We start from the raw sequence: 13,935 nt of genomic DNA, 5'->3' as shown, positions 1-13,935 counted from the left end.
CTTGCAAGCAAATGATGGAACATCATGAACCCTAACTATCTGGATTTCGAACAGCCTATTGCCGACCTTGAAGCCAAGATTGAAGAGCTTCGCATGGTTGGCAATGACACCGACATCAACATTACCGACGAGATCAGCCGGCTGCGCAAAAAGAGCGTAAGCCTTACTGAAAGTATCTTCTCGGACCTCCAGCCCTGGGATGTTTCAAGACTGGCGCGCCATCCGCGCCGGCCCTACACCCTGGATTATGTCGAGATGATCTTCGATGATTTCGACGAGCTGCATGGCGACCGTCGTTACGCCGACGATCAGGCCATTGTTGGCGGTACAGCCCGCCTGGACGGGAAACCCGTGATGGTGATCGGCCATCAGAAGGGTCGGGAAGTGCGCGACAAGGTAAAACGCAATTTCGGCATGCCGCGACCGGAGGGCTACCGCAAGGCCTTGCGGTTGATGGAGATGGCCGAACGTTTCCGTATGCCGATCCTCACGTTTATCGATACACCGGGCGCCTATCCCGGCATCGGGGCTGAGGAGCGTGGCCAGAGTGAGGCCATCGCTTTCAACCTGGCGGTGATGTCACGTCTGAAAACCCCCATTATCTCAACAGTAGTAGGCGAGGGCGGCTCCGGTGGCGCCCTGGCTATCGGCGTTTGTGACCAGCTCAACATGTTGCAGTACTCCACTTACGCCGTTATCTCGCCCGAAGGCTGTGCCTCGATTCTCTGGAAGAGTGCGGAATATGCATCCCAGGCAGCAGAGGCCATGGGCGTTACTGCTGATCGTCTGAAGGATCTGGGGCTGGCGGATAATGTGATTACCGAACCGCTGGGCGGGGCCCATCGCAATCCTGAAAAAATGGCCGAATCCCTGCAGGCGACTCTGAGTAAGGGAATCGCTGAACTCAGCCGCCTGCCATTGGATGAGCTGGTCTCCCGCCGCTATGAGCGATTGACCCGATATGACACGGGCCGGTAACCCCGGCTCCGGATCTGACTGGCCGGAGGTCCTGTGTGCCCCGGTCAGTAACCTGCCTTCCCATTCACGCTTGCGGATCGCCCTCAGCGGCGGAATGGATTCTGTTCTGCTTCTACACATTGCTGCCCGGCTCTATGCCGACGCCGGCTGGCTGTCCGCAGTCCATGTGAATCACCAGTTGCAGACCAATGCCGTGCACACCGAGGGTTTCTGTCGCCAGCTCTGCGAAAGGCTTGGGGTGCCTCTCGATGTCCGGCGCGTTTCTGTTGAAGGTAGCGGAAACGCCGGGCGGGACGCCGGCGGGGGTATCGAAGAAGCTGCGCGGAATGCCCGCTACCGGGTGTTCGAGCAAATCCTGACCCCGGGAGAGCTGCTGTTGATGGCTCACCATGGTGATGACCAGGCAGAGACAGTGCTGTTCCGGTTGCTGCGGGGAACCGGAGTGGCCGGGCTGGGAGGTATGCCGAGCTTGCGTCCTCTGGGCAACGGCTTGTTGTACCGGCCGTTGCTGGATTTCAGTCGCGAAGAACTTCAGGTCTGGGCCATGGAAAAGGGCATCGACTGGGTGGACGATCCCAGCAATACCGACCAGCGCTTTGACCGCAATTTTCTCCGTCAGTCCATTATTCCCGTGCTCAAGACGCGCTGGCCGTCTCTGGTCTCCCGGATGGCATATACTGCCCGTGCCTGCCGCGAGCACGATGAGCTGGCCGGCAAGCTGGCGGAACTCCGCTTTCGGCAGTGTGCCAATGATCAGGGTGCGCTTGATGTTGACGCTCTGGTGGAGCTCGGAACGACAGAGCAGAAAAACCTGCTGCATTGGTGGATCAGGCACCATCATCATAAGCCACCGACGATCAGTAACTGGCCGCAGGTTCTGGCTGATTTACTCAGTGCACAGCCAGACCGGGAACCGGAGTTACGTGGCGCCGGCTTTGCAATCAGGCGATATCAGCGGCACCTGTATCTGGTGCCAGAACAGGCTCCGTTGCCTTCAGGCAAGCCCGTTCTGGTTCCGGGACAGAGACAGTTGTGGGGACAGTGGCGATTGACGCTGACCGCGGCCGGCAACGGCGAAACACCGGCGCCGGAAATACGGATATCTACAAGAGCCGGGGGGGAGCGTCTCCGGCCGACCCCGAATGGTCCGTCAAAATCCCTCAAGAACTGGCTGCAGGAAAAAAACATTCCACCCTGGGAGAGATCCCGGCTACCGCTGCTGGTGGAGGTAACAGATGGCAAAGAGGAGGTGGTCGGGGCTGGCGACTTGTGGCTTTCCGGCAAATACAGCGGGCAAGCCCCGGCAAGCGGCTGGCGCATTGATGTGGAGCGGGAATGTAATTGAGAAGGCAGGGCCTTTCTGGTAGTCTGGCGTCCCATCTTGAGATGATAATCTCCCTCCTTCACCGAACCAGACAAATCACGGAATCTGCATGACGCGTTATATTTTCGTCACCGGCGGTGTCGTGTCCTCCTTGGGGAAAGGTATCGCATCGGCCTCTCTGGCAGCGATCCTGGAGGCACGCGGCCTGAAGGTCACTATTCTCAAGCTGGACCCGTACATTAACGTGGACCCCGGCACCATGAGCCCGTTCCAGCACGGTGAGGTTTTTGTCACCGAAGATGGCGCGGAAACGGATCTGGATCTGGGACACTATGAGCGGTTCATCCGCACGCCGATGTCGCGCCGGAACAACTTCACCACTGGTCGCGTCTACGAGGAAGTGATTCGTAAAGAACGCCGTGGTGACTATCTTGGCGGCACTGTTCAGGTCATTCCCCATATTACTGACGAGATCAAGCGCCGTGTCGTCGAGGGCGCCTCCGGTGCTGACGTGGCAATGATCGAGATTGGCGGCACCGTGGGCGATATTGAATCCCTGCCGTTTCTGGAAGCCTGTCGTCAGATGAAGGTGGAAGTGGGCCCCCAGCGTGCGCTGTTCATGCATCTGACGCTGGTTCCGTACATTGCCACTGCCGGTGAGATCAAGACCAAGCCTACCCAGCACTCTGTGAAAGAAATGCGCTCCATCGGCCTGCAGCCGGATATCCTGCTGTGCCGTTCGGAACACGAAGTGGACGTCAGCTCCCGCCGCAAGATCGCGCTGTTTACCAACGTGGAAGAACGCGCGGTCATTCCGCTGCAGGATGCCAAATCGATCTACGCCATTCCGCGCATGCTCCACGAATTCGGTCTTGACCAGCTGGTCATCGAGCGTTTCGGCATTGAGGCCAACCCGGCGAACCTGAGTGAATGGGACGCGGTCGTCGAGTCCCTGATGAATCCGGACCACGAAATAACCGTCGCCATGGTCGGCAAGTATATGGAGCTGCTGGACGCCTACAAGTCGTTGATCGAGTCGCTTCTGCACGCTGGCATAAAGACCCGCACCAAGGTCCGGATGAACTACATCGACTCTGAAGATATTGAGCGCGACGGTACCGGCGCACTCGAAAGTGCCGATGCCATACTGGTGCCCGGCGGTTTCGGTGAGCGTGGTGTGGAAGGCAAGGTCCGCACCGTGCAGTACGCCCGGGAAAACAAGGTGCCCTATCTCGGCATCTGTCTGGGTATGCAGGTTGCGGTTATTGAATATGCCCGCAACGTTGCCGGCCTGAAAGACGCCCACAGCACCGAGTTCCGTGAACATACGCCGGAGCCGGTGGTGGGCCTGATTACCGAATGGCTGGATGCCAGCGGGGAGAAGGAAGAGCGCACCGAAAGGTCTGATCTGGGCGGCACCATGCGCCTGGGCGCCCAGGACTGCGTAGTGGCCGAAGGCTCCACCATTGCCAATTGTTACGGCCGCAAGACCATTCGCGAGCGACACCGTCACCGCTATGAGGTGAACAATCACTTCCTGCCCCAGCTTGAAGCGGCCGGCCTGAGAATCTCCGGTCGATCCACCGACGGCAAACTCGTTGAAGTGGTGGAAGTCCCGGATCACCCCTGGTTCGTGGCCTGTCAGTTCCATCCGGAATTCACTTCCACTCCCAGGGACGGTCATCCGCTGTTCAAGGGCTTTGTTGGGGCGGCCCTGGCCCGTAAAAAGGAATCCTGATCATGGCGCAGAATATGGTTAACGTCGCGGGAATCCCGGTCGCCAACGACAGGCCGTTCGTGCTGTTCGGTGGCATGAACGTGCTGGAATCCCCGGAAATGGCCATGGAAGTGGCCGAGGCGTATATCGAGGTCACCAACAAGCTCGGTATTCCTTACGTATTCAAGGCGTCCTTCGACAAGGCCAACCGGTCTTCTGTGCATTCCTTTCGTGGGCCCGGCCTGGTGAAGGGCCTGCAGATGCTGGCGGACATCAAGAGCAAATTTGGTATTCCCATCATTTCCGATGTTCACGAGCCCGAGCAGGCGGCACCCGCGGCAGAGGTCTGCGACATCATCCAGTTGCCGGCTTTCCTGAGCCGTCAGACAGATCTGGTGGTGGCCATGGCCAATACCGGCGCAGTCATCAACATCAAAAAAGCCCAGTTCCTGGCGCCCCAGGAAATGAAGCACATCATCAAGAAGTGCGAAGAGGCCGGAAATGACAGGGTAATCCTGTGTGAGCGGGGCAGCAGTTTCGGTTATAACAATCTTGTGGTGGATATGCTGGGTTTCGGCATCATGAAGTCGATGAATGTGCCGGTGATGTTTGATGTGACCCATTCGCTGCAGATGCCCGGCGGCAGAGCTGATTCAGCCGGCGGACGCCGTGCCCAGGTCACGGACCTTGCCCTGGCGGGTATGTCCCAGGGTCTGGCCGGGCTGTTCCTGGAAGCGCATCCCGATCCGGACAAAGCCAAATGCGACGGCCCCTGTGCGTTGCGGCTGAGTCAGCTGGAGCCGTTCCTCCAGCGGGTAAAAGCTGTGGATGACCTTGTTAAAAGCTTTAAGCCTCTCGATACCGCCTGACTGGCGGTTTTTGCGTTCCAGAAAGACTATGGGAGTGAGCGGGAACGGCCCTACGAAAATGTGCGGAGCCATGGATGGCGGAGCCCAAGCGAACATGGATGTGCTTGTAGCGTTTTTCGTAGGGCCGTTCCCGCTCGCTCTTACTCCCAAATTTGAAATCAAACTTGGAGACAAAGAAAAATGACCAAGATTGCCAACATTAAAGGCCGTGAAGTGTTGGATTCCCGTGGGAACCCGACGGTGGAAGCGGATGTGATTCTTGAAGACGGAACCATCGGCAGTGCCTGCGCTCCCTCTGGCGCGTCAACCGGCTCCCGTGAAGCACTTGAACTGCGTGATGCAGACGCTTCCCGTTATCTCGGCAAAGGTGTCCTGAAGGCCGTTGAAGCGGTCAACACGAAGATTCGTGATGCGCTCATCGGTACGGATGCGGCGGACCAGCGCGGTCTGGATAGCATCATGCTGGAGCTGGACGGAACCGACAACAAAGCGAATCTGGGTGCTAACGCGATTCTGGCGGTATCCCTGGCTGCTGCAAAGGCAGCAGCGATTTATCTGGGCAAGCCGTTGTACGCGCACATCGCCGACATCAACGGTACTTCTGGCAGGTTCTCCATGCCGGTGCCGATGATGAATATCCTCAATGGTGGTGAGCATGCCGACAACAACGTTGATATCCAGGAGTTCATGATTCAGCCCGTTGCGGCAAAGTCCTTTACCGAGGCACTGCGTATTGGCGCGGAGATTTTCCACGCGCTGAAGAAGGTCCTCAACAGCAAAGGCCTGAGTACAGCAGTGGGCGATGAAGGTGGTTTTGCCCCGGACCTGCCTTCCAACGAAGGCGCCCTGGAAGTGATTCAGGAAGCGGTCGAGAAGGCAGGTTACAAGCTGGGCACCGATGTGACACTGGCGCTGGATTGTGCGTCTTCCGAGTTCTACAAGGACGGTCAGTATCAGCTGTCCGGGGAAGGCAAGTCCTTTGATGCTGCCGGTTTTGCCGATTACCTGGCGGGGCTGTGCGAGCGTTACCCGATCGTCTCCATCGAAGACGGCATGGACGAGAGCGACTGGGACGGCTGGAAGGTGTTGACTGACAAGCTGGGCAGCAAGGTGCAGCTTGTCGGTGATGATCTCTTTGTTACCAACACCAGAATCCTCCAGCAGGGTATCGACAAGGGTGTCGGTAATTCGATTCTGATCAAGTTCAACCAGATCGGCAGCCTGAGTGAAACCCTGGATGCCATCAGGATGGCCCAGGATGCCGGCTATACAGCAGTGATCTCTCACCGTTCCGGTGAGACCGAGGACACTACCATCGCTGATCTGGCGGTTGCCACCTGTGCCGGCCAGATCAAGACAGGTTCCCTGTGCCGTTCCGATCGGGTTGCCAAGTACAATCAGCTGCTCCGTATCGAGGAAGCGCTGGATGGAAGTGCACCCTATCGTGGCCTGAGCGAGATCAAGGGGCAGGGCTGATCGCCTGGTTGTCTGGATGACAGGTCGGCAGGACGCCGGCACGTAAGTGACCTGAAAAGGCCATCGTGGTTCTGAAATCGGGAAGCACGATGGCCTTTTTGTACAACTGCTTAGCAGAACTTGTTGCTAAACTACACTAAGGTCTATACTGACTATCCGGTTATTGCATCGTAAACGGAATTCGCAATGAAGTTGCTCTGGTCCATCATGATTATTCTCATTCTCCTGTTGCAGGTGCGCCTGTGGGTCGGGGAGGGCAGTTTTGCCCAGGTATGGGGGCTTGAAAAGGCCATTGCAGAGCAACGTGAAGAAAATGCCGGGCTGGCAGTGCGCAACGAGCGACTCTATGCTGAAGTCCGCAATCTTCGTGGCGAAAAGGGCGCCGTAGAGGAACGGGCGCGAATGAATCTGGGACTGATCCGTAACGATGAAACCTTCTTCCTGGTGGTGGAGCAGTAGTCCGCCGCACGCCAGACCTTTGAAAGCCGACCACGTTCATGAGTAAACCCCGTTACTGGCTGATTGTTCCCGCTGCAGGCTCCGGTCGGCGAATGAACGCTGACTGTCCCAAACAGTACCTTCGACTGGATCAGCGTTTTATCCTCGATATTACGCTTTCCCGTTTGCTGGATAATGCCGCTTTCGCCGGATGTATGGTGGCTACACGGCCCAATGACCAGTGGTGGCCGGAAACGGACGCCAGCAAGGACCGTCGTATCAGCACCTGTATCGGAGGTGCAGAGCGTGCCGAGTCAGTGCTGGCCGCACTGGATGCGCTGTCCGCGCGCGCGAACGAGGAAGACTGGGTGCTGGTACACGACGCGGCGCGGCCCTGCCTTGATCCCGACGATCTTGCACGGCTGTTATCCGATCTCGGGGATCACCCGGTAGGGGGCTTGCTGGCAACACCGGTGGCCGATACGCTCAAACGTACCGGGCCCGGCAATCACCAGGTGGAGGCAACGGTGGACCGTCGCGATCTATGGCGCGCCCTGACTCCCCAGATGTTCCGTTTCCTGGCGCTGAAGCAGGCACTTGAGAGCGCCATTGATTCCGGCTACCCGGTAACCGATGAGGCCTCCGCAATCGAGTTTGCCGGCCAGATTCCCTGTATCGTGGAGGGGCGACCGGATAATATAAAGATTACTGTGCCTGCTGATCTGGCCCTTGCCGGTTTTATCTTGAATAGGAAGTGACACTATGCGAATAGGGCAAGGATTCGATGTTCATGAGTTTTGCGATGGCGATCAGGTAACCCTTGGAGGCGTCCGTATTCCGTTCAGCCAGGGACTGAGGGCGCACTCTGACGGGGACGTGCTGCTGCATGCCCTTGCTGACGCATTGCTCGGCGCCTCTGCCCTCGGAGACATCGGCCACCTGTTCCCGGACACCAGTGATGAATGGGCCGCTGCCGACAGCCGGGGCCTGCTGCGCAGGGTCCTGGAACGTGTAGCAGAGGAAGGCTTTGTGGTTGGTAACGTGGATGCGACCATTATTGCCCAGGCTCCGAAAATGGCTCCTTACATTGAAGCCATGCGGCTCAATATTGCCCAGGATCTGGGTATTCCGGCCAGCAGGGTCAGCGTCAAGGCAACGACTACAGAGAAGCTCGGTTTTACCGGCCGTGGTGAAGGCATTGCCTGCCAGGCCATTTGTCTGCTTGAAGCGGTGTCTGCATGATCATCGCTCCGGATAATTCGCCGAAGACGTCTGACTGGCGCCTCGATTGGCCTACCTCTGCCGGCGGTCGAGTGGCCAGTGTTCTTCTGAAGGCCACCGCTGATGACTTTTTCGTGGATGAAGACCTGCGGTCGGCGGATGAGCTCATGGCAGGCGGCGAGCATCTTTGCATACGGCTGGAAAAAAAGGGCGACAATACCGATTACGTGGCACGTCAACTGGCCATCCTTTCCGGCTGTCGGCATTTTGATGTGGGCTTTTGCGGGCTGAAAGACCGCCACGCCGTTACCCGTCAATGGTTCAGCGTCTACAGGCCGGGCCAGGAGGATGAAGACGCCGCCTTTGTGGGGAAGGTGGCGGAGAACTGGCCGGTTCTCGAGTATCACCGCCAGGCGCGGAAACTGCGCCGGGGCGACCACCGTGGTAACCATTTCGAGTTGGTGCTGAGAGAGCTGTCCGGAGCCCCCGATGCTGTTGATGCGGCCCTGGAGCGATTGCGGGAAATGGGTTGTCCGAATTACTTCGGCCGCCAACGATTCGGCCATAACGGGGCCAATCTGGACCGGGCCCTGGCGATGGACCCGTCAAAGCTGAATCATCGTGGCTCGCGCAATGCCAAAAAGCGTGGGAGAGGGCGGTCATCCGCTGGCAGTGGCGACAGTAAAAACGTATTGTACTTTTCGGCGGCGCGCTCCTGGCTGTTCAACGAGGTGCTTGCCTATCGGGTGCAGACCGGTACCTGGTTCGAACCCTTGGAGGGCGAGCCCGGTGCCAGCGAAAATCAGCATATCATGGTTACCGGTCCGCTCTGGGGTGACGGTGGAACGGACGCAGTCTCTGTCCAGGGCGAGATTGAGCGTACGGTTGTCGGGAGGCATCCCCGGCTGGCAGCAGTGTTTGCTACCACCCGCATGAAACCGGAAAGACGACCCTTGAGGATGAAGCCTGAAGCGCTGGAGTGGCAGTGGCAGGGAAACGACCAGCTGCGGCTGAAATTCTGGCTGGCGCCCGGGCAATACGCCACAAGTTTGCTGGGTGATGTGTTTGAGATAACAGACGCGACCAGGCTTGCCGGCGAGGATTGAGGCCAGCCGGTTAAAAAAGGGCGAAAGACCCTCTACAGGAAAATGCCTGGTTCCACCTTCGGGCCGGAGTGGCGGAAGCGGGTAATCAAGGCTAGCGGAGAGAAATGTGCGAATTCTGTTGTCCAATGATGATGGCGTTCATTCGCCCGGACTGCAGGCCCTTTATGAAGGGCTTGCCGGTCTGGGGGATCTGGAAGTCGTAGCGCCGGACCGTGACCACAGCGGTGCCAGCAATGCGTTAACGCTTAATCGTCCGTTGACGGTTGAAGATCACCCGAACGGATTCCGTTCGGTGGACGGAACTCCCACGGACTGTGTTCATCTCGGGGTAAATGGCCTGTTCGACGAGCCGTTTGATCGAGTGGTTTCGGGCATCAATACCCACGCCAATCTCGGGGATGACATTATTTACTCCGGGACTGTTGCTGCCGCTACCGAGGGCAGGAATCTGGGATTACCGGCCATCGCGGTGTCATTGGTCAATGAAGGCCGCTTTCATTATGAAACGGCCGCCAGGGTTGTCCGGGTGTTACTGGAAAGCAAAGCCACGCTCGTCCTCGGCCCCCGTTGTATCCTTAATGTAAATGTCCCCGACGTACCCTGGGAAGACATCGCGGGTTTTCGCGTTACCCGTCTGGGCCATCGTGATCGCGCCCAGGGTGCGGTTCCCATGACCTGCCCGCGGGGCAAGGCGCGTTACTGGATCGGCGCTGCCGGCGAAGGCCGTGATGCCGGTCCGGGTACCGACTTCAACGCTGTCCGCGAACACTATGTGTCGATTACCCCTGTTCATGTGGATATGACCCGGCACGAAGCGCTTTCGCCCCTGCGGGAGTGGGTTGGGCTGCTGTCGGAACGGGAGGGGCGCTGATGGTTGCAGAGCTCGATGGTATCGGTATGACCTCCCGCAGAACCCGCATGCGCCTGATACACAGGCTGAGAGAAGCAGGCATAACCGGTGAGCAGGTATTGCAGGCGATGTCCGATACCCCACGGCATATCTTTCTGGACGAGGCCCTGGCCCATCGCGCCTATGAGGACACGTCCCTGCCCATCGGTTACAGCCAGACCCTGTCCCAGCCCTACATTGTGGCGCGAATGACGGAATCCCTGATGCGGCACAAGCCACGCAGAGTGCTGGAGCTGGGTACCGGTTCCGGTTACCAGACCGCAATCCTTGCCCGGCTGGTGGATCAGGTGTTCAGTGTTGAACGAATCAAACCGCTCCAGGACAGAGCCAGAGATCGGCTACGACAGCTTGGCCTGCGCAACGTCATGCTCAAGCATGCCGACGGCGGCATGGGCTGGCCTGATAAAGGGCCATTTGACGGTATTATTGTGACAGCTGCCCCCCGGGAGATTCCCCCGGAGCTCAAGGATCAGCTTGCGGACGGTGGTGTGATTGTCGCCCCGGTCGGTGAAGGCAGCCAGGTGCTGGTGGAAATGGTCCGGTATGGTGACCGGTTTGAAATCACAGAGATCGAGCCCGTGAATTTTGTTCCGCTACTGGGCGGGGTTGTACGGTGACCCCGAAGCAAGAGGCGGAAAGCCCCCATGAACTGGCCCGCTTTCACCACCCTTTCGCTGTGTTTCTCCGGGGCATGGCGATGGGGGCAGCGGATATCGTACCGGGTATTTCCGGGGGCACCATTGCCTTTATTACCGGTATCTACTTCCGGCTGCTGAACGCCATCGGGGCAATCCCCCGGGCGGTTTTCAGGTACCTGATCCGGGGCCAGGTAAAAGCATTCTGGCAGGCTTGTGACGGCACTTTCCTGTTGAGCCTGTTGATGGGCATCGTTGGCAGTATCGCTACGCTGGCGTCCGCCATCAGCTTTATCCTGACGGAATATCCCATTCTAATCTGGAGTTTTTTCTTCGGCCTGATCGTGGCTTCTGTCTGGCATGTGGGCCGTCAGGTCCGGCATTACATGCCCGTGCTCATCCTGCCGTTTCTCGCCGGGACGGTGTTTGCATGGTGGGTGACTACCTTGCCGGCCAGCCAGCTTGCGCCCTCTTCCCTGATTTTTTTCGGAGCCGGTGCCCTTGCTATTTGTGCCATGATACTTCCGGGTATCTCGGGCAGCTTTATCCTGGTTATTCTGGGTATGTACGTTCCGGTATTGGACGCCATACGCGCACTCGATTTTGGCACGCTGCTGATTTTCGTTGGTGGATGCCTTGTAGGGCTGCTGTCCGTCGCCAGACTCATTACCTGGGCGTTCAGGCGTTTTCACGATGCGGTGCTGGCCCTGCTTACGGGTTTTATGGTCGGAGCATTGAACAAGGTCTGGCCTTGGAAGGAAACACTGAGCTGGCGGACCAACAGTGCTGGCGCTCAGGTGCCGCTCACCGAGGCGAGCATCAGTCCATTGGACTATGCTGAGATGACTGGCCAGGACCCGCAGTTGGTGCTGGCTGTAATCTGCGCTTCATTGGGCCTGTTGTTGGTGTTGTTGGTGGAATGGGCAGGCAGGTCGGACTCGGGCGACCTTTAACAGGTCTGTCGGGACGTAGTGTTACTTTTTGTTCATTGTGGGTGTTTCGGGCGGTAACAAATATCCGAGCCGGGTAACTTGGTTTACCATCGAAAATATGCAATAAATTAGCGGCTTACTTACAACACTTTATAAACCGCCGTATTTTTCATACGAATTTTAAATAACGGGCATATTTTTATTCTTTTGAGATCAATGCGTGGGTTTGTCAACGCTGCAAAGGCAGTCCTCCCGCGGCTCCCGTCCGGTGCCCCTCTCTCTCCGTGCGCGGGAAAGACGAAGAACTTTCGCCCCTCGCTTTTATTGTTGCTCAGTCTGGTGCTGGTACCCTTTCTGATCAGTGGCTGCAATACCCAGGCCCTCTACCGGGACGACATTTACAATCCGCCCGTTTACTGGGGCAGGCATGTGGTCAAACCCGAAGAAACTCTCTACAGCATTGCGTGGCGGTATGGTCGCGACTACCGGGAGCTTGGGGATGCCAACAATATAGAGCCGCCCTATAACATAAAGGCCGGGCAGGTGCTCAGGTTGGATGTTCGCGGAAATGTAACATCCTCCGGAGATAATCGGGGCGGCAAGCCTGTGGTTTCATCGTCCACGAAGCGCTCTGCACCGAGCGTTTCCAGCCAGCAGGCGTCCAGACCGGAGCCGAAACCTGCGGTCTCGAGGGCACCTGACAGATCGTCGCCGTTAACCGGCCAGACCCAGACAGTCGCCAGCATAAACTGGCGTTGGCCGCACGTTGGCACCGTAATTGCAGGTTATTCGACTTCCGGGAAAGTCAATAAAGGTATTGATATTGCTGGGAAAGAAGGGGACGCTGTAAGGGCAGCGGCAAGCGGTAACGTCGTCTATGCCGGTAGCGGGTTACTTGGCTACGGTAACCTGATTATAGTGAACCATAACGAGCACTACTTGAGTGCGTATGCACACAACCGAAAGATTCTGGTGCAGGAAGGGGAGGGCGTAAAAGCCGGACAGGTCATCGCTGAACTGGGAAACAGCGGCACGGATCGGCCAAGGTTGCATTTTGAAATCCGCAAAAATGGCAACCCTGTTGACCCGGCCCACTACCTCCCATCCCGCTAAGAGGGAGTTGCAACACAAACCTGATGTCGGTATTAGTAACAGTCGTAACCAATAACAAGAATCGGCGGTCTGGTCATCGCCGTTAGTCAGCAATAAATGTCCTGAACAAGAAATTAAAAACAGCAGGCGCTCGCAATAAAAATAAAGCGTGAGCGAATATCCAGGATCAAGGAAAGGCGGGGCAAGAGTTATGTCAGCAGAGCATGAAGAACTCATCATCGATCGTGTATCCGACGTCGAGGATGCAGACGGTCAGCTGTTAGCGGAAGATAAAGTAGAAGAAAAAGAAACAGAAACAGCGACCGAAACAGCGGAAGTCGAAGCCACCGAAACAGAAAGCGATATCCCGGCCCAGGGCCGATATTTCACCAGCCAGAAGCAACTGGACGCCACCCAGCTCTATCTCAACGAAATAGGCTTTTCTCCTTTACTTACACCCGAAGAAGAAGTGTATTTTGCACGGCTCGCCCGCAAGGGTGAAGAGTCTGGTCGCAAGCGGATGATCGAGAGTAATCTGCGCCTGGTGGTCAAAATAGCCCGTCGATACGTCAACCGGGGCCTCACGCTGCTGGATCTGATCGAGGAGGGCAATCTCGGGCTGATCCGGGCGGTTGAAAAATTTGATCCCGAACGTGGTTTCCGCTTTTCCACCTATGCCACATGGTGGATCCGTCAGACCATAGAGCGGGCAATCATGAATCAGACCCGCACCATTCGTCTTCCTATCCACGTGGTGAAGGAACTGAATCTTTATCTGCGGGCGGCGAGAGAGCTCACCCAGAAACTGGACCATGAGCCCTCCGCGGAAGAGATCGCAACGTTGGTCGATAAGCCGGTTGCGGATGTCAAACGAATGCTGGGGCTGAATGAACGCGTTGCTTCCATGGATACGCCCATTGGCAGTGGTGGCGAGAAATCCCTGCTGGACACCGTTGCCGATGAAGGAGCCTCTGATCCGGCTGATCTGCTGCAGGATAACAACATGTGTTCGTGTGTTGAAAAGTGGATCGACCAGCTCAGTGACAAGCAACAGGAGGTTCTGTCCCGTCGCTTCGGCTTGCGAGGTTATCCCATCAGCACCCTTGAAGAGGTTGGCCAGGAGATTGGCCTGACCCGCGAGCGGGTTCGCCAGATCCAGGTCGAGGCGCTTCGCCGCCTTCGTGAAATCCTGGAAAAAGAAGGTCTGTCGGGAACCATGCTTTTCAAATAACAGGTT

14 protein-coding genes are annotated in these 13,935 nt (G+C 57.4%); all 14 read left to right on the top strand.

Annotated elements, in window-relative coordinates; genetic code table 11:
* The first annotated feature begins 24 nt into the window (after nt 1-24).
* The 14 genes from accA to rpoS all read left to right on the top strand — a co-directional run bounded on the left by accA (nt 25) and on the right by rpoS (nt 13,929).
* A complete protein-coding gene (gene accA / locus DIT72_RS17610; protein WP_135956547.1) occupies nt 25-978 on the top strand; it encodes an acetyl-CoA carboxylase carboxyl transferase subunit alpha in 954 nt (317 codons plus the stop codon).
* Entirely contained in the window at nt 962-2,323 is a 1,362-nt protein-coding gene (gene tilS / locus DIT72_RS17605; protein ID WP_135956546.1) for a tRNA lysidine(34) synthetase TilS, read from the top strand. The genes accA and tilS overlap by 17 nt, the downstream gene beginning before the upstream one ends.
* A gap of 88 nt (nt 2,324-2,411) precedes the next feature.
* Nucleotides 2,412-4,040: a CTP synthase gene (locus DIT72_RS17600; RefSeq protein ID WP_135956545.1), complete on the top strand. Its 1,629-nt coding sequence runs from the start codon at nt 2,412-2,414 to the stop codon at nt 4,038-4,040.
* 2 nt (nt 4,041-4,042) lie between these two features.
* Complete coding sequence (gene kdsA, locus DIT72_RS17595) at nt 4,043-4,888, top strand: 3-deoxy-8-phosphooctulonate synthase (RefSeq protein WP_135956544.1); 846 nt, start codon at nt 4,043-4,045, stop codon at nt 4,886-4,888.
* Between the two features lie 180 nt (nt 4,889-5,068).
* Nucleotides 5,069-6,364, top strand: coding sequence for a phosphopyruvate hydratase (gene eno / locus DIT72_RS17590; protein ID WP_135956543.1), 1,296 nt, complete (start codon nt 5,069-5,071; stop codon nt 6,362-6,364).
* Nucleotides 6,365-6,550: 186 nt separating this feature from the next.
* Nucleotides 6,551-6,823 (top strand): septum formation initiator family protein, encoded by a 273-nt coding sequence (locus DIT72_RS17585; protein WP_135956542.1) that lies wholly within the window; start codon nt 6,551-6,553, stop codon nt 6,821-6,823.
* Nucleotides 6,824-6,861: 38 nt separating this feature from the next.
* A complete protein-coding gene (ispD, locus tag DIT72_RS17580) occupies nt 6,862-7,560 on the top strand; it encodes a 2-C-methyl-D-erythritol 4-phosphate cytidylyltransferase (protein WP_135956541.1) in 699 nt (232 codons plus the stop codon).
* 4 nt (nt 7,561-7,564) lie between these two features.
* The gene (ispF, locus tag DIT72_RS17575; RefSeq protein WP_135956540.1) at nt 7,565-8,044 is read left to right on the top strand and encodes a 2-C-methyl-D-erythritol 2,4-cyclodiphosphate synthase; all 480 of its coding nucleotides are present in this window, start codon (nt 7,565-7,567) and stop codon (nt 8,042-8,044) included.
* Nucleotides 8,041-9,129 (top strand): tRNA pseudouridine(13) synthase TruD, encoded by a 1,089-nt coding sequence (truD, locus tag DIT72_RS17570; RefSeq protein ID WP_135956539.1) that lies wholly within the window; start codon nt 8,041-8,043, stop codon nt 9,127-9,129. The genes ispF and truD overlap by 4 nt, the downstream gene beginning before the upstream one ends.
* A 106-nt stretch (nt 9,130-9,235) precedes the next feature.
* Nucleotides 9,236-10,000 (top strand): 5'/3'-nucleotidase SurE, encoded by a 765-nt coding sequence (gene surE / locus DIT72_RS17565; protein ID WP_135956538.1) that lies wholly within the window; start codon nt 9,236-9,238, stop codon nt 9,998-10,000.
* Complete coding sequence (locus DIT72_RS17560; protein WP_135956537.1) at nt 10,000-10,656, top strand: protein-L-isoaspartate(D-aspartate) O-methyltransferase; 657 nt, start codon at nt 10,000-10,002, stop codon at nt 10,654-10,656. Before surE ends, DIT72_RS17560 begins: the two co-directional genes overlap by 1 nt.
* A gap of 74 nt (nt 10,657-10,730) precedes the next feature.
* Nucleotides 10,731-11,627, top strand: coding sequence for a DUF368 domain-containing protein (locus DIT72_RS17555; RefSeq protein ID WP_323053159.1), 897 nt, complete (start codon nt 10,731-10,733; stop codon nt 11,625-11,627).
* Nucleotides 11,628-11,945: 318 nt separating this feature from the next.
* Nucleotides 11,946-12,719: a peptidoglycan DD-metalloendopeptidase family protein gene (locus tag DIT72_RS17550; protein ID WP_228260859.1), complete on the top strand. Its 774-nt coding sequence runs from the start codon at nt 11,946-11,948 to the stop codon at nt 12,717-12,719.
* A 190-nt stretch (nt 12,720-12,909) separates the two neighbouring features.
* Nucleotides 12,910-13,929 (top strand): RNA polymerase sigma factor RpoS, encoded by a 1,020-nt coding sequence (gene rpoS, locus DIT72_RS17545; protein WP_135956535.1) that lies wholly within the window; start codon nt 12,910-12,912, stop codon nt 13,927-13,929.
* The last annotated feature ends 6 nt before the right edge of the window (nt 13,930-13,935 follow it).

This window comes from Marinobacter orientalis, assembly GCF_004792665.1.
In the GTDB taxonomy this organism is placed as follows: Bacteria; Pseudomonadota; Gammaproteobacteria; order Pseudomonadales; family Oleiphilaceae; genus Marinobacter; species Marinobacter orientalis.
The sequence above is the reverse complement of the archived record's forward strand: the minus strand, read 5'-3'. Positions and strand labels throughout refer to the sequence as shown.